Origin of the sequence: Pseudomonas sp. GV047, from assembly GCF_003058245.1 — a bacterium.
In the GTDB taxonomy this organism is placed as follows: domain Bacteria; phylum Pseudomonadota; class Gammaproteobacteria; order Pseudomonadales; family Pseudomonadaceae; genus Aquipseudomonas; species Aquipseudomonas marginalis.
Window position 1 is genome coordinate 313019 of record NZ_QCWA01000001.1, and the last position, 16285, is coordinate 329303.

The 16285-nt window shown below is 63.5% G+C and carries 13 protein-coding genes; 10 read left to right on the top strand and 3 right to left on the bottom strand.

What is annotated here, in order from left to right; translation table 11 throughout:
• Positions 1–34 precede the first annotated feature (34 nt).
• The 5 genes from C8K58_RS01595 to C8K58_RS01615 all read left to right on the top strand — a co-directional run bounded on the left by C8K58_RS01595 (position 35) and on the right by C8K58_RS01615 (position 4897).
• Entirely contained in the window at positions 35–622 is a 588-nt protein-coding gene (locus tag C8K58_RS01595) for an NUDIX domain-containing protein (RefSeq protein WP_027607152.1), read from the top strand.
• 106 nt (positions 623–728) lie between these two features.
• A complete protein-coding gene (locus C8K58_RS01600; RefSeq protein WP_027607151.1) occupies positions 729–1319 on the top strand; it encodes an antibiotic biosynthesis monooxygenase in 591 nt (196 codons plus the stop codon).
• Positions 1316–3154, top strand: a complete 1839-nt coding sequence (locus tag C8K58_RS01605) for an amidohydrolase (RefSeq protein WP_027607150.1) — start codon at positions 1316–1318, stop codon at positions 3152–3154. Before C8K58_RS01600 ends, C8K58_RS01605 begins: the two co-directional genes overlap by 4 nt.
• A gap of 27 nt (positions 3155–3181) precedes the next feature.
• Positions 3182–3799, top strand: a complete 618-nt coding sequence (gene ycaC, locus C8K58_RS01610) for an isochorismate family cysteine hydrolase YcaC (RefSeq protein ID WP_027607149.1) — start codon at positions 3182–3184, stop codon at positions 3797–3799.
• A 216-nt stretch (positions 3800–4015) separates the two neighbouring features.
• Positions 4016–4897 (top strand): LysR family transcriptional regulator, encoded by an 882-nt coding sequence (locus C8K58_RS01615; RefSeq protein ID WP_092357279.1) that lies wholly within the window; start codon positions 4016–4018, stop codon positions 4895–4897.
• Here C8K58_RS01615 and C8K58_RS01620 read toward each other — a convergent pair.
• Positions 4884–5921 carry an AraC family transcriptional regulator gene (locus C8K58_RS01620; RefSeq protein ID WP_027607147.1) on the bottom strand — a complete coding sequence of 346 codons (1038 nt, stop codon included), beginning with the start codon at positions 5919–5921 and terminating at the stop codon, positions 4884–4886. The genes C8K58_RS01615 and C8K58_RS01620 overlap by 14 nt on opposite strands.
• Position 5922: 1 nt before the next feature.
• Positions 5923–6837: a GGDEF domain-containing protein gene (locus tag C8K58_RS01625; protein ID WP_065941920.1), complete on the bottom strand. Its 915-nt coding sequence runs from the start codon at positions 6835–6837 to the stop codon at positions 5923–5925.
• 450 nt (positions 6838–7287) lie between these two features.
• On the opposite strand from C8K58_RS01625, the gene C8K58_RS01630 reads away from it, so the two are divergent.
• From C8K58_RS01630 to C8K58_RS01650, 5 genes are read left to right on the top strand one after another with little or no spacing between them, the layout of a single operon-like run.
• Positions 7288–9801 carry a TonB-dependent receptor gene (locus C8K58_RS01630; RefSeq protein ID WP_092357277.1) on the top strand — a complete coding sequence of 838 codons (2514 nt, stop codon included), beginning with the start codon at positions 7288–7290 and terminating at the stop codon, positions 9799–9801.
• Positions 9802–9847: 46 nt separating this feature from the next.
• Entirely contained in the window at positions 9848–11713 is a 1866-nt protein-coding gene (locus C8K58_RS01635; RefSeq protein WP_092357275.1) for a phytase, read from the top strand.
• A 47-nt stretch (positions 11714–11760) separates the two neighbouring features.
• On the top strand, positions 11761–12453 hold the full coding sequence (gene tolQ, locus C8K58_RS01640) for a protein TolQ (protein ID WP_092357273.1): 693 nt from the start codon (positions 11761–11763) through the stop codon (positions 12451–12453).
• Between the two features lie 14 nt (positions 12454–12467).
• Positions 12468–12914 carry a protein TolR gene (gene tolR, locus C8K58_RS01645; RefSeq protein WP_027607142.1) on the top strand — a complete coding sequence of 149 codons (447 nt, stop codon included), beginning with the start codon at positions 12468–12470 and terminating at the stop codon, positions 12912–12914.
• The gene (locus C8K58_RS01650) at positions 12911–13684 is read left to right on the top strand and encodes an energy transducer TonB (RefSeq protein WP_108572793.1); all 774 of its coding nucleotides are present in this window, start codon (positions 12911–12913) and stop codon (positions 13682–13684) included. The genes tolR and C8K58_RS01650 overlap by 4 nt, the downstream gene beginning before the upstream one ends.
• A gap of 5 nt (positions 13685–13689) precedes the next feature.
• Here C8K58_RS01650 and C8K58_RS01655 read toward each other — a convergent pair whose 3' ends face one another.
• Positions 13690–15810, bottom strand: a complete 2121-nt coding sequence (locus tag C8K58_RS01655) for a TonB-dependent receptor (protein WP_092357270.1) — start codon at positions 15808–15810, stop codon at positions 13690–13692.
• Between the last annotated feature and the right edge of the window lie 475 nt (positions 15811–16285).

Below are 16285 nucleotides of genomic sequence, written 5' to 3' on the forward strand. Positions count from 1 at the left end.
ACATGCTCGTGCTCTTTTGAGCAAAGGCCTGACCATGGACAACAGCCCCGTTCGCATCACCGCCGAAGAGACCCTCTCGGACAACTGGTACCTGCTGAAAAAATACAGCTTCGACCTGCGTCGCCGCGACGGCAGTTGGCAAGCCCAGACCCGCGAGGTGTATGACCGCGGCAATGGCGCGACCATCCTGCTGTACAACCGCGAGCAACGCACGGTGTTGCTGATTCGCCAGTTCCGCATGCCCACCTTCGTCAATGACTACCACGGCTATCTGATTGAAGCGGCGGCGGGGCTGCTGGACAACGCCAGCCCCGAAGAGCGCATTCGCCTGGAGGCCGAGGAAGAGACCGGCTACCGCGTCGGCCATGTAGAGAAGATCTATGCGGCGTTCATGAGCCCGGGGTCGGTCACTGAGCGGATTCACTTTTTTCTCGGCGAGTACCAGCCGGGGGACCGGGTCGGCCATGGCGGCGGCCTGGAAGAGGAGGGCGAGGACATCGAGGTGCTGGAGCTGGGTTTCGAGCAGGCACTGGCCATGGTGCAGAGCGGCGAGATCGCCGACGGCAAGACCATCATGCTGTTGCAGCACCTGGAGTTGCGCATGTTGAAAGAAGGCTGGTGAGCCCTTTCCAGCGCTCCCCCTTAAACAGCACGTACATGCAATTTTCCTGACGCTGTCCTCGGCAAACTCCCCTCATCGCTGATATTTCAAGGCAGAGGGGCATCCCATGGACCCAGCACCACAGACAGGGCCCGACGAAGTCGTCACCCTGGTCGTCAAACACCTGATCAAGGCCGGCCGCGAAGCCGACTACGAAGCCTGGCTCCGCCGCACCGTGCGCATCGCCGGCGAGCGTCCCGGCCACCTCGGTGTGGATGTGGTGCGCAGCAAACAGAACGGCCTGACGCTGTTCACCTGCGTATTGCGCTACCGCTCCACCGACGACCTGGAAACCTGGCTCAATTCCCCCGAGCGCAACACCCTGATCGCCGAAGCCACGCCGATGCTGGCCGACGGCGACAAGACCGAAATCGGTGCGCTCAACGAGTTCTGGTTCACGCCCCTGGCCGACAGCGCCGCCAAGCCGCCGCGCTGGAAGCAGGCGGTGGTGACCCTGTGCGTGATCCTGCCGCTGACCCTGCTGGTGCCGATCGTGTGGGCCCCGATCCTCGGCCTGCACCCGTTCCTCTCCAACTACGTGGTCGCGACCTTCCTGGTCACCGTGACCATCGTCCTGCTGGTGGTCTACCTGCTGATGCCGGCCGCCACCCGCCTGTTCGCTCCCTGGCTTGAAGCCTCTGTAAAGGAAACCCTATGAACGCCGATCTGATTCTGTTCAATGGCCAGTTCCACACCGTGGACCGGGAAAACCCGCGGGCAACCGCCGTTGCCATCCGCGAGGGGCGCTTCGTTGCCGTCGGCACCGATGGCGAGGCCATGGCCCTGCGTGGCAGCGGCACCCAGGTCATCGACCTCAAGGGCCGCACCGTGATCCCCGGTCTCAATGACTCGCACCTGCACCTGATCCGTGGCGGGCTGAACTACAACCTCGAGCTGCGCTGGGAAGGCGTGCCGTCCCTGGCCGATGCCCTGCGCATGCTCAAGGAGCAGGCCGACCGTACCCCGACGCCGCAATGGGTGCGGGTGGTCGGTGGCTGGAACGAATTCCAGTTCGCCGAAAAACGCATGCCGACCCTGGAAGAACTCAACCAGGCCGCACCGGACACCCCGGTGTTCGTGCTGCACCTGTATGACCGTGCCTTGCTCAACCGCGCCGCCTTGCGCGTGGCCGGCTACACCAAGGACACGCCGAACCCGCCGGGCGGCGAGATCGTGCGCGACAGCCACGGCAACCCCACCGGCATGCTGGTGGCGCGACCCAACGCGATGATCCTCTACTCGACCCTGGCCAAAGGCCCGAAACTGCCGCTGGAATACCAGGTCAACTCCACCCGCCAGTTCATGCGTGAACTCAATCGTCTCGGCCTGACCAGCGCCATCGATGCCGGCGGTGGTTTCCAGAACTACCCCGATGACTACGCGGTGATCGAGCAACTGGCCAAGGATGAGCAACTGACGGTACGCATCGCCTACAACCTGTTCACCCAGAAGCCCAAGGAAGAACTCAGCGACTTCAAGAACTGGACCGGCAGCGTCACCCTGCACCAGGGCGATGACTACCTGCGCCACAACGGCGCCGGTGAAATGCTGGTGTTCTCGGCGGCGGACTTCGAAGACTTCCTCGAACCCCGTCCCGACCTGCCGCTGACCATGGAGCAGGAGCTGGAACCGGTGGTGCGTCACCTGGTGGAGCAGCGCTGGCCGTTCCGCCTGCATGCCACCTATGACGAGTCCATCTCGCGCATGCTTGACGTGTTCGAGAAGGTCAACCGCGACATCCCGTTCAATGGCTTGCCGTGGTTCTTCGACCATGCCGAAACCATCACGCCGAAGAATATCGAGCGGGTCCGCGCCCTCGGTGGCGGTATCGCGATCCAGGACCGCATGGCGTTCCAGGGCGAATACTTTGTCGAGCGCTACGGTGCTAAGGCCGCCGAAGCCACGCCACCGATCAAGCGCATGCTGGCCGAAGGCGTGCCGGTGGGGGCGGGCACCGATGCCACGCGAGTCTCGAGCTACAACCCGTGGACTTCGCTGTACTGGATGGTCAGCGGCCGCACCGTCGGTGGCCTGGAGCTGCACGCCGAAGGCCTGCCGCGCCTGACCGCGCTGGAGCTGTTCACCCATGGCAGCGCCTGGTTCTCGTCCGAGCAGGGCAAGAAAGGCCAGATCAAGGTCGGCCAACTGGCGGACGTGGCGGCGCTGTCGGCGGACTTTTTCAGCGTCGATGAAGAAGCCATCAAGTGGATCGAATCGGTGCTCACCGTGGTTGGCGGCAAGGTGGTCTACGGCGCCGGCGACTTCGAAGACTTTGCACCGCCACGCGTACCGGTGCTGCCGGACTGGTCGCCGGTGGTCAAGGTGCCGGGGCACTGGCGCCCGAGTTCGCCTGTGCAGGCTCAAGTACACCAATGCAGCGGCCCGTGCGGCGTGCATTCCCACAGCCACGAAAAGGCGCGCCTTTCCAGCGTGCCGGTCAGCGACTTCCAGGGTTTCTGGGGGGCGTTTGGCTGCTCGTGCTTTGCGTTCTGATACCTAAACCCACAAAGGAGTTAACCCATGACTTACAAGCGCTTGAACAAAGATGACGCCGTGGTGCTGTTGGTGGATCACCAGACCGGCCTGATCTCCCTGGTGCAGGATTTCTCCCCCAACGAATTCAAGAACAACGTACTGGCCCTGGCCGATGTGGCGAAGTTCTTCAACCTGCCGACCATCCTGACCACCAGTTTTGAAGGCGGTCCCAACGGCCCACTGGTGCCGGAACTCAAGGCACTGTTCCCGGACGCGCCGTACATCGCCCGTCCTGGCCAGATCAACGCCTGGGACAACGAAGATTTCGTCAAGGCGGTCAAGGCCACCGGCCGCAAGCAGATCATCATTGCCGGTGTGGTGACGGACGTGTGCGTAGCGTTCCCGACCCTGTGCGCCCTCGACGAAGGCTTCGAGGTGTTCGTGGTCACCGACGCCTCCGGCACCTTCAACGAAACTGTGCAACAAGCCGCCTGGGCCCGTATGACCGCCGCCGGTGCGCAACTGGTGAACTGGTTCGCCGTGGCCTGCGAGCTGCAAGTGGACTGGCGCAACGACATGGAAGGCCTGGCCAACCTGCTGTCGCCGCGCATCCCCAACTACCGCAACCTGATGAACAGCTACTCGGCGTTTACGGCCAAGTAACCGGTTTTCAAGCCTGTCGGTAATCCCCTGTGGGAGGGGGCTTGCTGTGGTGAGGGGGCTTGTCCCCCGATGGGTTCACTGAGGAATCCGGTGGGGCTGCTTCGCAGACCAGCGCGGGACAAGCCCGCTCACCACAGCAAGCCCCCTCCCACATTTGATTTGTGGTGTGGCGACCATCCAGTTATAAAACAGCCCATCGTCTACCGAGAAGCGACAATGAACCCCTTCGAAGACATGCGCCTGTTCTGCCAGGTCATGGAATCCGGCAGCTTCACCGCCGCCGCCGAACAATTGGGCCTGTCCAAGCAATTCGTCAGCCGCCGCCTGATCCAGCTGGAAGATCGCCTTGGCGTGCGCCTGCTCAACCGCTCCACGCGCCGCCTGGATGTCACGCCCCTGGGCCAGAGTTACTACGAGTCCGCCTTGCGCCTGCTCGGTGAGGTCGAGCAAGTGGAGCAGGGCATCGCCGGCCAGAACAGTGAACCGCGCGGCACCATTCGCCTGAGTGCGCCGTTGTCGTTCGCCATGGCGCACCTGGGTTGCCTGTTGCCGTTGTTCCTGCAGCGCCATCCCCAGGTGTCGGTGGAAGTTGACCTCAGCGACCGCCCGGTGGACCTCATCGGTGAGGGCTACGACCTGGTGCTGCGCATCGGCACCCTGGAAGATTCCACCCTCATCGCTCGGCGTATCGCCAGCATCGAGCGCGTGTATTGCGCCAGCCCCGAGTACCTGGCACTGCGCGGTACGCCGCTTAAACCCGAAGACCTCGCCGAACACGACTGCCTGCCCTACGGCCATGGCCGCCAGGTGCAATGGCGCTTCAAAGGCAAGCTGCAAGCACTGAATGTCACCGGCCGTATGCGCGTGAATAACGGCGAGTTGCTGCGCGATACCGCCGTCGCCGGCCTGGGCGTCACCTACCTGCCGACCTTCATCGTCGGCGACGCGTTGAAGGACGGCCGGCTGGTCACGCTCCTCGATGATTTTGCCCCCGAAGCCCTGACCCTGTCGGCGGTGTACCCCCAGCACCGGCAAAGCTCACGGCCGGTGCAGGCGCTGGTGGCGTTTCTGCGCGAACGCCTGGCTAGCGGCTGTTGAACAGCTGGCGGATCAGGTTCGGCGTGCTGCCGGTCCAGCGCTTGAATGAGCGCCGGAAGTTCGCCGCATCGTTGAAATTCAGGTACGCCGCCACCTCATCATTGCTGTAGCCCTTGACCTGGTAAAGGTGCAACGCCACCTGCTTGCGCACCCGGTCCACCTGCTGTTGAAAACCGGTGTCGTGCTTGTGCAGCTTGCGCTTGAGGGTCGCCGGGCTCATGGCGAAGGCCTGGGCCGCCTGTTCCAGGCTGGGCGGCTGGCGCACCTGGTCGCGCAGGTACTCGTAGAGGCAGTCGAGAAAGCTGCCGGCAAAGCCCAGCTGCTCGATCTGCTCGCGGGCTTGGCGGCGCGCCACCTGGCCGGCCGTGGCCGAGGCGCCCGGCCAGGTGCGGGTGAGGTATTCGCGCGGGATCGTCATCATGTCCAGCGGGCGCTCGAAGCGCGTGTCTTCGCCCAGGTGCACCCAGTACTGCTCGATATAACGCGGTTCGGCATGGCTGAAACTGCACGCCCACGGCAGGCGCTCGCCGCTGAGCCATTGGCTCATGGCAACCAGCGAGGTCATGCTGGCTTCCAGCAGGAAACGCCAGTGCTCGCCGGCGCCGCAACTGTCCAGCCAGTACAGGTAGGCGTGGTGCTCATCCAGCTCCAGTTGCAGGCTGGCCAACGGGCTGAGCAGCACCTGTTGCTGGATCAGGATCTCCAGGGCCTGGTGCAGGTTCTGCGCATGGCCAAGGGCGTGGCTGGCGGCACCGTAATAGCCCGGTAGCAGGCGCTGGCCAAACAGGAAACTGCTGTCGTCGGCGTCCAGTAACTTGCGGCTGTTGCCGATCAAGCCGAAAAACTGCTGCGGGCTCAAGTGCGCGGTGCCGGCCAGGATGTCCTCGTGAAACAGCCCGGTGCCGCGCAGCAGGCGATGGCTGTCGATGTCCCGGGACAAGGCCAGGTCGATCAGCGTGGCGGGTTGGTAATGCCCTGGAATGAAGCGGCTGTCGGCTTCATACCAGCTGGTTTTGACGGCCATCTCAGGCACTTTTCGCAAGGGGTTGCTTGGCCCTGGCCAAGGCCAGGTTCAGGCGCTTGAGCAAATCCTGGGGCGGTTCTTCAAGGGCCATGACCACGGCGGTGGTCGCCGCCAGTTGCAGGCGTTCGCCCTGTTGCCGGGTCTTGTGGGCCAGGCCGCGCACCGCTTGCTGCAACTCCAGCGCCAGCTCCTTGGCCTGGCGTTCGCCGGTGTTGGGCAGCAGCACCACAAAACGGTCGCCGGCCAGGCGGCACACCAGGTCCTGGCGGCGCAGGTTGAGCAGCAGCAAATGGCTGAGGGCCTGCAACACCGCGTCGCCTTCGGCATGCCCGTAGGCCTGGTTGATGGCGGCGAAGTTGTCCAGGTCCAGGGCCAGCAGCGACAGCGGTTGTTGCTGCTCGCGGCTGTCCTGCAGGCTGTCGGCCAGCTGGCGCTTGAGGTAGTCGGCGCCGGCCAGCGGCGTGAGTTTGTCGAACAGTCGATGTTCACGGAACAAGCGCTCGCGCTTTTCCATCTGTGCGCTGATCGCCAGTTGTTCGCGGTGCCAGTGGTAGATGCCGATGGTCAGCAGGATCATGCCCACCGGCATCGGCCCGGACTCGAGCCAATGGTCCCAGGTGATGCTGTCGGGCAGGCGGATAAATTCGTCGAGGCTGTCGATCCACCAGGAGAAAAAGATGCACGACAGGCCCAGCGCCAGGTAATTGGTGACGCGCCCGGCGGGGCGGCTCTTGAGCACCAGGCCCAGCCATACCAGGGCGAGCAGGGCGGAACCGCCTTCGCCGAAGATATCCAGCCACACCCATTCGCTGACGCTTTTCAACTCGCCGCAGGCCAGGTGCAGGATCAGCCCGAGGTTGGCCGCGATCAGCAGCAACGAGAGTTTCCAGCGGTGGGGCTTGAGCACGGAAAACATGGCCGCAGGTCCTTGGGCAAATGAGTGGTGGGCGCCAGCACAGCAGATGGATGTGACCGTTGGATGACGGTGGAGGAGGGTCGAATCAGCTCAGCTCAAACACACTGGCGATCAAAAAATGTGGGAGGAGCTTGCTGTGGTGAGCAGGCTTGATGTGGTGAGCAGGCTAGCTGTGGTGAGCGGGCTTGCCCCGCGCTGGTCTGCGAAGCAGGCCCCCCGTATCCTCAGTGAACCCGTCGGGGGACAAGCCCCTCACCACAGCAAGCCCCCTCCCACATTCGATCTACTGAGGTCATTTCAGCTCATTTCAAACCGGAAATCGGCTAAACCCCCCGGTTTATGGGCCTGCCACAGACCTACTGTCACAGAACCGTCATCCCCCACCCCTAGCGTGCCCTCCCAGTTGCCGGGCCCCTTGCCTGGCGCCAACGGATTCTTGGGGAGGATTGCATGTACAAGCGCACCGGGCTCGTCAGCTTTACGCTTACCGCCTTGGCCCTGGCGATGGCCAGTGAACGGTTGAGCGCCGCCGAAGCGAGCGCCACCGAGCACGTCGAGGTGGTCGGCCAGGCGGCCGCCATCGACCAGGCGCTCAAGGAGCAACGCAGCGCCGACAGCATCAAGAGCGTGGTGCATGCCGACGGCGTGGCCCAGTTGCCGGATCAGAACGTCGCCGAAGCGGCGCAGCGCCTGCCGGGCATCAGTGTGGAGCGCGACCAGGGCGAAGGGCGTTTTGTCAGCGTGCGCGGCCTGGGCCCGGACCTCAACAGCGTGACCATCAACGGCACCCTGGTGCCCGCCCCGGAAAGCGCGCGCCGCGCCGTGGCCCTCGATGTGCTGCCCTCGGAACTGGTGCAGTCGCTGTCGGTGATCAAGACCCTCACCCCGGACATGGACGCCAATTCCCTCGGCGGCACCGTCGATGTGCAAAGCCTCTCGGCCTTCGACCATAAAGGTTTGTTCTACACCGGCAGCAGCGAAGCCAGCTACGACAAGAACACCCGCCAGACCAGCCCGAAATTCTCCGGCGCCGCCAGTAACCGTTTCAGCCTCGGCGACGGCATTGACAACTTCGGCGTCGCCGCAGCGCTGAGTTGGCAGAAACGCGACTTCGGTTCGGACAACGTCGAAACCGGCGGTGCCTGGGACTTCACCGACGGCGCCCGGCTCAACGAGTTCGAACAGCGCGACTACGACATCAGCCGCGAGCGTGCCGGCGGTGGCCTGAACTTCGACTACAAGCCCGACGACCTCAGCAGCTACTACCTGCGCACCCTCTACAGCCGCTACACCGACACCGAAACCCGCAACTCCACCAGCATCGAGTTTGCCGACCCCCAGGCCCCGGGCCAACTGGGGGATGCCGAGGGCAAGCGCAAGCTGAAAAACCGTGAGGAAACCCAGGAAATCCAATCCTATGTATTCGGCGGCGAACGCATGCTCGGCCTGTGGACCTTAAGCGGCCAGGCCGGCTACAGCCAATCCAGCGAAGACAGCCCGGCGCATATCGCCGGCGCCACCTTCGACGGCGGCGACTTTGCCAACAGCGGTTTCTACGACAAGGACAAACCCCGCCCGATCATCGGCAGCGGCTTCTACGACGCCAGCAACTTCAGCCTCGACAAGGTCGACTGGGAAAAACAGAACACCCAGGACACCGAGAAAAACCTGCGCCTGGACCTGGCCCGCGACTATGACCTGAGCGGCTATGCGTCCCAGGTCAAGTTCGGTGGCAAGGTCAGCCGCCGCAACAAGGACAACGACCTGGAAGCCTGGGTCTACGAAGACTTCGACACCCTCGGTTTCAGCGCCGACCAACTCAACCTCAGCCGGTTCCAGAAGGGCAGCGTCGACTATCGCCTGGGCAACTACGGCCCCGGCATCAGCCCCGGTGCGATCAAGCAGCTGATCGGCAGCCTCAACCCGGCGGATTTCTATGACGAGACCGAGTCGCGGGTCAACGACTTCACCATCCGCGAGGACATCAACGCCGGCTACCTGATGAACACCCTCGACATCGATGACTGGCGCTTTATCGCCGGCCTGCGCTACGAGGGCACCGAGTTCGAAGCCAAGGGCACCGGCGCCACCGATGGCGTGTTCACCCCCACCGAGACCAAGCGCCGCTATCACCATTGGTTGCCGGGCCTGCATGCGCGCTACAAGATCGACAAGAACACCCAGGTGCGCGCAGCCTGGACCAAGTCGGTGGTGCGCCCGACGTTCGGCCAGCTGGCGCCGGGTTTTGTGATCGACGATGACGAAGCCACCTTCGGCAACCCGGACCTCAAGCCCCTGGAATCGAGCAACCTTGACCTGGGTATCGAGCACTTCATGGGCCGCGCCGGGACCGTATCGGCATTCGTGTTCTACAAGGACATCAAGAACTTCGTCTACAACACCGACCTCGCCGGCACCGGCGCCTGGACCAATTTCTCCGAGGCCCACACCTACGCCAACGGCGACAGCGCCAAGCTCTACGGCCTGGAACTGGCCTACTCACAGAAGTTCGACTGGCTGCCCGCACCGTGGAACGGTTTGCTGATCGGCGCCAACAGCACCTTCAGCCGCTCCAGCGCCGATATCGAAGGCTTCGACGCCGCCAGCGGCACGAATCGCAAGCGCAACATCAGCCTGCCCAACCAGTCGGACACCGTCGGCAACCTGATGCTCGGCTGGGAGGACGACAAGCTCAGCCTGCGCCTGTCGGCCAACTACAAGTCGGCCTACCTGTATGAACTGGCCTCGATCAACGACAAGGCCCACGACCTGCACGTCGACGCGCAGACCTTCGTCGACTTCAGCGCACGCTACTCGCTGACCAAGAACCTGCAAGTCAGCTTCGAAGCCCAGAACCTCACCGATGAGTCGTACTTCGTCTACACCGGCCACCGCAGCTACAACGGCCAATACGAAGAGTACGGCCCCACCTACAAAGTGGGCCTGACCTTCACCCATTTTTGAATTCAACACATTTGATCTCCATTGTTTTTGAAGGATTTGCTTGTCCATGAGAATTTCCAAGCTGTACCTGCTGATTGCCCTGGTCACCAGCGGCCATGCGTTCGCCGCCGACCTGGCGCTGACCCCGTGGGCACCCAGCCTGAAGGCCGAAGCCGTGGGCTTCCTGCCCAACACCACCGAGCGCCTGGCCGCCAGCACCCGCGACGGCCTGCAACTGCTCGACAGCCAGGGCGCCGAGCTGGCGCGTTTCAAGGGTAACTTCAGCAGCCTCGACACCCGCGCCGCAGGGGCCCAGGTGCTGGTCGCCAGCCTCGACAACGAGCGCCAGCAGGCGTTGCTGATCAGCCTGGACAGCGCCGGCAAAAGCTGGGGCAAACCGCTGTACCTGCCGACCCGCGACTACCCGGTAAATGGCCTGTGCCTGTACCGCGATGCAGCGGCCAACCTGTTTGTGTTCCTGGTGGGCGAAGAGGGCAAGGGCGAGCAATGGCTGGTGGGCAACGGCTCGACGCTGCTCACCGACCCGCAGCGTGTACGGGGTCTGCCGCTGCCGCCGTCGGCGCAGTTCTGCCAGGTGGACGATGCCACCCAGCAGTTGCTGGTGAATGAAGAGAATGTCGGCTGGTGGGCCTACCCGGCGCACCCGGAAGCCGAGGTGAAACGCACGCCGGTGGCGCTGTTCGACACTCCCAGGCGCGAAGCCGGGGCCATGGCGCTGGTACCCGGTGGCCTGGTTGCGCTGGACCCGAAGACCGCCCGGTTACACCTGTTCCAGCACACCGGCGAGCGCTGGGTGGAGCAATCGAGCCTGGGCCTGCCGGGTCTGAAAGAGCCGGAGCAATTGGCGCTCAATGGCCGCCAGTTGCTGGTGCGCGATGATGACAGCGGCACGCTCTACCAGGCCAGGCTCGACTGGCAGGCCACGCCCGTCGCGGCGGTGCCGGTGTTGCCGGAAGTCGCGGCCTTGCGCCAGAGCGACCCGGTCGGCCGCCAGGGCGACGCGGCGGATGACCCGGCGATCTGGATTCACCCGCAAACCCCGGCCAACAGCCGTGTGCTTGGCACCAACAAGAAACAGGGCCTGCTCGCCTACGACCTCGACGGCAAGCTGTTGCAGGAACTGGCGGTGGGCCGCCTGAATAACGTCGATGTACGCCCCAACTTCAAGCTTGGCGCGCAAACGGTGGACCTGGCGGTGGCGAGCAATCGTGATCACAACAGCCTGAGCCTGTTCAGCATCGACCGCCAGAGCGGCGAGCTGCGTGAGGCCGGTGAAGTGCCCACGCCGCTCAAGGAAATCTATGGCATCTGCCTGTTCCAGCCCGCCAGCGGCGAGATCTACGCGATTGCCAACGGCAAGGACGGCACCTTCCTGCAATACCGCCTCAGTGCGCCGGACGGCCGTGTACACGGCGAGCTGGTGCGCCAGTTCAAGGTCGACAGCCAACCCGAAGGCTGTGTGGCCGACGACCAGCGCCAGCGCCTGTTTATCGGTGAGGAAGACGTCGGCGTGTGGGCGGTGGATGCGCGCGCCGATCAACCGGCGACGTTGACCAGCGTGATCAAGGTCGGCGCGCAATTGCATGCGGATGTCGAGGGCCTGGCGCTGTACCAAAGCGATAAACATGACTACCTGGTGATCTCCAGCCAAGGTAATGACAGCTACCTGGTGGTGGATGCCGAACCGCCGTTTGCCGTGCACGGCGGCTTCCGCGTCGGCTTGAACGCCGCCGCCGGTATCGACGGTGCGTCGGAAACCGATGGCCTGGAAGTCACCGCCATCAACCTCGGCGGGCCATGGAGCCAAGGCATGCTGGTGGTGCAGGACGGGCGCAAGCGCATGCCTGAGCAGACCCAGAACTTCAAGTTCGTGCCCTGGGCCGAGGTCACCCGCGCATTGAAATTGCCGTGAACCGTCATCAACCGGTCATCACTTTTTAATCGAATGGGAGATTCACTATGCACGCGACGATGGAACATATGACGATCTGGGGTTTGATCAGCGACGCCAGCCTGTTGGTCAAGGCTGTCATGCTCACCTTGCTGTTGGCGTCCTTGCTCAGCTGGTACCTGATTATCCAGCGCGGCAGTGTGCTGCGCCGCCTGGAGCGGCAGTTGAATACGTTTGTGCAGCGCTTTCGCGCCGCGCCGGATCTGCAGGCACTGTCCCGTGAGGTCCAGCAGGCGGGCGAGGGCGGCATTGCGCCGATCTTTATCGCCGGGGTCCAGGAATACCAGCACCTGCACAGCCATGACCCGGCGGTGCTCGAAGGCGTGGAGCGGGCCTTGCAGGTGGCGATCACCGAGCAGGAAATCGAACTGGAAAAGGGCCTGCAATTTCTCGCGACCGTGGGTTCGGTCAGCCCGTACATCGGCCTGTTCGGCACGGTGTGGGGCATCATGAATTCCTTTATCGGCTTGTCCCAGGTGCAACAGGCGACGTTGTCCACCGTAGCGCCGGGCATCGCCGAAGCCTTGATCGCCACGGCCATTGGCCTGTTTGCGGCGATCCCGGCGGTGATCGCCTATAACCGCTTCGCGGCGCGCGGCCAGACCCTGCTCACCCGTTACTACGCGTTTGGCAACGAGCTGCAGGTACGCCTGCACCGCACCCTGCGCGGTACGTCGATCAACCTGGCCGTCGCCGCCTGAAAGGAGCAACTCCCATGTTAGTCAGGCCGCAACGCAAGCACGGGCCCAAGGCCGAGATGAACGTGGTGCCGTATATCGACGTGATGCTGGTGCTGCTGGTGATCTTCATGGTCACCGCGCCGATGCTGACCCAGGGCGTGAAGATCGACCTGCCCAAAGTCGCCGCCGAGGCGTTGGCCACCGACACCCGCCAGCAGATCCTCACGCTGTCGGTAAAGGCCGACGGCGGCTACTACTGGAACCTCGGCGGCGAACTCGATACCCAGCACCAGACCGACAGCGCCGTGAGCCTGGATGAAATGGGCGCCAAGGTCATGCAGGTGGTGGCGGCGCGCAGCGACACCCAGGTCTATATCCGCGCCGACGACAACGCCGGTTACGGCCGTGTGGTCGCGGCCATGGCGGTGTTGCAGAAGGGTGGAGTCAGTAACCTGGGGCTGGTGACCGAGGCCCCGCAATGACGGCGATGATCATGCACAGTCCCACCCTGACGATGGCGCCCCGGGAGGCTTCCGGGTTTTGGAGAAACAGCCTCGCCGCCAGCCTGGCGGTGGCCCTGCACGTCGGCGTGCTGGCCGCGTTGATGCTGGGCTGGTCGACGGAGAAGCCCGTGGTGGATGCCCCTCGGGTGATGCACACGCAGTTGGTCATGCTGCCACCGGCGCCAGCGCCCGAGCCTGAACCGGTGGTGGCTGCCCCCGCACCGCCGGAACCGGTGGTGATACCAGTGCCGGTGCCGGCAAAGCCCACGGTCGACCCGCAGGTCCAGGCGCAAAAACTCGAGAAAGCCGCCTTGGCGCGTAAACGCGTCGAAGACAAGAAGATCGAGCAGCAGCAGGAACGCCTGGCCAGCGAACAACGCCACCGCGAGCTGGAACAACAACGCCTCGATCAGCAACGCCTGGCCGCTGAAAAAGCCCGGGCAGCCACCCCCGCGCCAGCCCCGGCGCCGGCCTTCGACAGCCGCCAATACCAACCCCTGAGCAAGGAGGCACCGGACTATCCCGAGCGCGCCCTGGACAAGAACATCGAGGGCGACTGCACCTTGGAGTACAGCGTCAACACGCAAGGCCGCGTGGAAAATCCCAAGGTGCTGGACGGCTGCCACCCGTTGTTTATCCGGCCTTCACTGGCGGCGGCGAACACCTTTCGCTACCAGCCGAGGATCGTTGACGGCAAGGCCGTGGCCGTACCGGCGGTGCGCAATACCTTCCACTACCGCATCAAGTAACGCACTCAGAGGTCATAGCGCACCGACAGCAACAGCGTGCGCGGATCGTTGACCGAGTAATAACGGGCGCCGCTGGACGGCACATAGCCCACCGATTGCGGGTAAGCGCGGTCCAGCAGGTTTTTCACCGCCAGGGTGGTGGTCCAGTGGCCGTCGCCGCTGATGTAGCGAGTGTTGGCGTTCCAGAAGGTTTGCTGCGGCACTTCCTGGATGTCGTCGTTCAGCGCGTTGGCGTAGGACTTGGTCTGGAACTGCGCATCCGTGCCCGCCAGCCAGGTGCCCGGCAGGCCTGCGGGAATGGTGTAGTTCAGGCCGACACTGGCGTTCCAGCGCGGCGAGAACACCAGTTGCTTGCCATTGGCATCGACCCCGGCACCGCTGGCGTTCTGGAAGTCGTCGTACTGGCTCTCCAGGTAGCCGAGGTTGGCGCTCAGTTGCAGGTCGCGGCTCAGGGCGGTGAGGGTTTCCAACTCGACACCGTAGGTGTGGGCCTGGCCGACGTTGGTGCGCAGGCTCACCCCCAGCGCCGGGTCGTAGGCGTTGGTCTGCAGGTCTTTGTAGTCGTTGTAGAACAGCGCGACGTTGGCCCGCAGGCGCTGGTCGAAGAAGTCGCCCTTGAAGCCGGTTTCCCAGGTGGTCACGTCTTCCGGCGAAAACGCCTGCTCGGCGGCGGCGCGGGTCGGCGCACGGTTGTCGTATCCGCCGGCCTTGAAGCCCTTGGCGACGTAGGCGTACTGGTTGAGGTGCGGCGTCCAGGCATATTCGAAGCCGATTTTCGGGCTGGTGGACTGCCAGGATTTGCTCGACTCGGCCGCGAAGTTGGTGCCGGTAATCTGCCGGTCGGTATTGATCGCGTAATTGGTGAACTCGAAATTCTTGTGTTCGCGGGTAAAGCGCAGGCCGGCGATCAGCGATAGCTGCGGGGTGATCTTGTAGGTGCCCTGGCCATACAGCGCGTAGCTTTCGGTGTTGGTGGTGCTGTACTGGCCCTGGCCGATCACCTGGTTGCGTGCGATGGAGTAGGTGAGGTTGTCGCGGTCGGCATCGAAGCGTTCGCGGTACAGGTACAGGCCGGTGCTGAAGCTGAAGTCGTCATAGTCACCGTTGAGCTGGAATTCCTGGGTGGCGTAGTTTTGCTTGTAGAGGATCAGGTTGTTCTGGATCAGCGCGGCCTGCCCCGAGTTGTCGTAGTCCACCGGCTGGTTGAAGGACGACCAGGCAGTGACCGATTTGACATTCAAGTGATCGTTGATCGCATAGATCGCGCGCAACACCGAGCTGCCCTGGTCAAGGCGGTTTTTCGGGTCGAGGCTGCTGTAGCTCTTGAACTTGTCGAAACGGCCGTTGGCGTCGAACGGCGAGTAGCTGGTGGTGTCGCCACGGTCAAAGGTGCCGGCCAGGGTCAACTGCACATCCCAAGGTGAATCCTCCGGCTTGTAGCGCAGCTTGCCGCGATAGGACTGGATATCGACGTTGTTCACATCCTTGCCCCGGGTCGGGTTGGACACCGTGCCGTCGCGGCTCAGGCGGATCGCCGAAAAGCTGCCGAACAACGCGTTGTCCACCAGCGGGCCGCTGATCAGGAAACGGCCGTTCTGCGCATTGTAGTTGCCGGCACCGAGCTCGACGAAACCACGGGTTTCCTGGTTGGGGTCGCGGGTGATCACGCGGATCGCCCCGGCGCTGCTGTTGCGCCCGTACAGGGTGCCCTGGGGGCCGCGCAGCACTTCGACGCGCTCGACGTCATTGAAGTCGAGCATCGAGGAAATCGCCCGTGGGATGTACAAGTCGTCGGCGTACACCGCCACGGCGGCTTCCTGGATCGGGTCGGTTTCACCGATGCCGCGAATGCCATAGGTCTGGGCGCTGTAGGAGATCGACTGGCGGCTGAGGGTCAGGTTCGGCACCTGGCCCGACAGATCGCGCACGCTGCGGATCTGCTTGTCGTCGAGGCTCTTCTCGTCGAAGGCGGAAATCGCCAGCGGGGTTTTCTGCAAGTCTTCACTGCGGTGCTCGGCCGTGACATTGACCACCGGCAGCGCGGCGTCATCGGCGTGGGCGTACGCGCCGAACAGGGCGAGGGAGACAGCAAGGGTGAGGCGATTGGGCGCGGCGATGTGGCTCATGGTAGGTCCCTGAGAAAGTGGTGGTTCAGGCAAGGCCTCCACCTGGTCAGGGGTCGGTGCTGGACATAACAATATGGATAGGAAAGACGTTCGTAAAAGTCTGTTTTGTTATATGCTCATTATTAAAGATATGCAGTTAATTTTTATTTATGATGCGTATATCTGATGATATTCTCGCCTGGCCGCATAACCAGATGTGGGGCTTGCCCCCGTGGCGGCCTTCGGGCCGACCATGTCGTTGGCTTTGACCGAGTACATATCCGTTGCTGCGGTAACGGCGGCTTAGGGTTCCGCCCTTACGGCGGGTCACTTTGGAAAAGCCCCAAAGTAACCAAAGGGCTCTTGCCCCAACACTCGGCACCTCGCCTAGGCTCGGTGTGCCCGAACGAAGGCTTTGGAGCGTGGGCCGCCGCGATGGGCCATCCTTGGCCCAGCGCGGCTAACCCGGCGTCCTGCCGGGTTACCCACGCTCCAA

Bases quoted from the DNA above. Each gene is read 5' to 3' on its own strand.
- C8K58_RS01650 (WP_108572793.1), top strand. From the start codon at position 12,911: ATGACGGCGATGATCATGCACAGTCCCACCCTGACGATGGCGCCCCGG.
- tolR (WP_027607142.1), top strand. From the start codon at position 12,468: ATGTTAGTCAGGCCGCAACGCAAGCACGGGCCCAAGGCCGAGATGAAC.
- C8K58_RS01615 (WP_092357279.1), top strand. From the start codon at position 4,016: ATGAACCCCTTCGAAGACATGCGCCTGTTCTGCCAGGTCATGGAATCC.
- C8K58_RS01655 (WP_092357270.1), bottom strand. From the start codon at position 15,810: ATGAGCCACATCGCCGCGCCCAATCGCCTCACCCTTGCTGTCTCCCTC.
- C8K58_RS01620 (WP_027607147.1), bottom strand. From the start codon at position 5,921: ATGGCCGTCAAAACCAGCTGGTATGAAGCCGACAGCCGCTTCATTCCA.
- C8K58_RS01600 (WP_027607151.1), top strand. From the start codon at position 729: ATGGACCCAGCACCACAGACAGGGCCCGACGAAGTCGTCACCCTGGTC.
- C8K58_RS01605 (WP_027607150.1), top strand. From the start codon at position 1,316: ATGAACGCCGATCTGATTCTGTTCAATGGCCAGTTCCACACCGTGGAC.
- C8K58_RS01630 (WP_092357277.1), top strand. From the start codon at position 7,288: ATGTACAAGCGCACCGGGCTCGTCAGCTTTACGCTTACCGCCTTGGCC.
- C8K58_RS01625 (WP_065941920.1), bottom strand. From the start codon at position 6,837: ATGTTTTCCGTGCTCAAGCCCCACCGCTGGAAACTCTCGTTGCTGCTG.
- C8K58_RS01595 (WP_027607152.1), top strand. From the start codon at position 35: ATGGACAACAGCCCCGTTCGCATCACCGCCGAAGAGACCCTCTCGGAC.
- ycaC (WP_027607149.1), top strand. From the start codon at position 3,182: ATGACTTACAAGCGCTTGAACAAAGATGACGCCGTGGTGCTGTTGGTG.
- C8K58_RS01635 (WP_092357275.1), top strand. From the start codon at position 9,848: ATGAGAATTTCCAAGCTGTACCTGCTGATTGCCCTGGTCACCAGCGGC.
- tolQ (WP_092357273.1), top strand. From the start codon at position 11,761: ATGCACGCGACGATGGAACATATGACGATCTGGGGTTTGATCAGCGAC.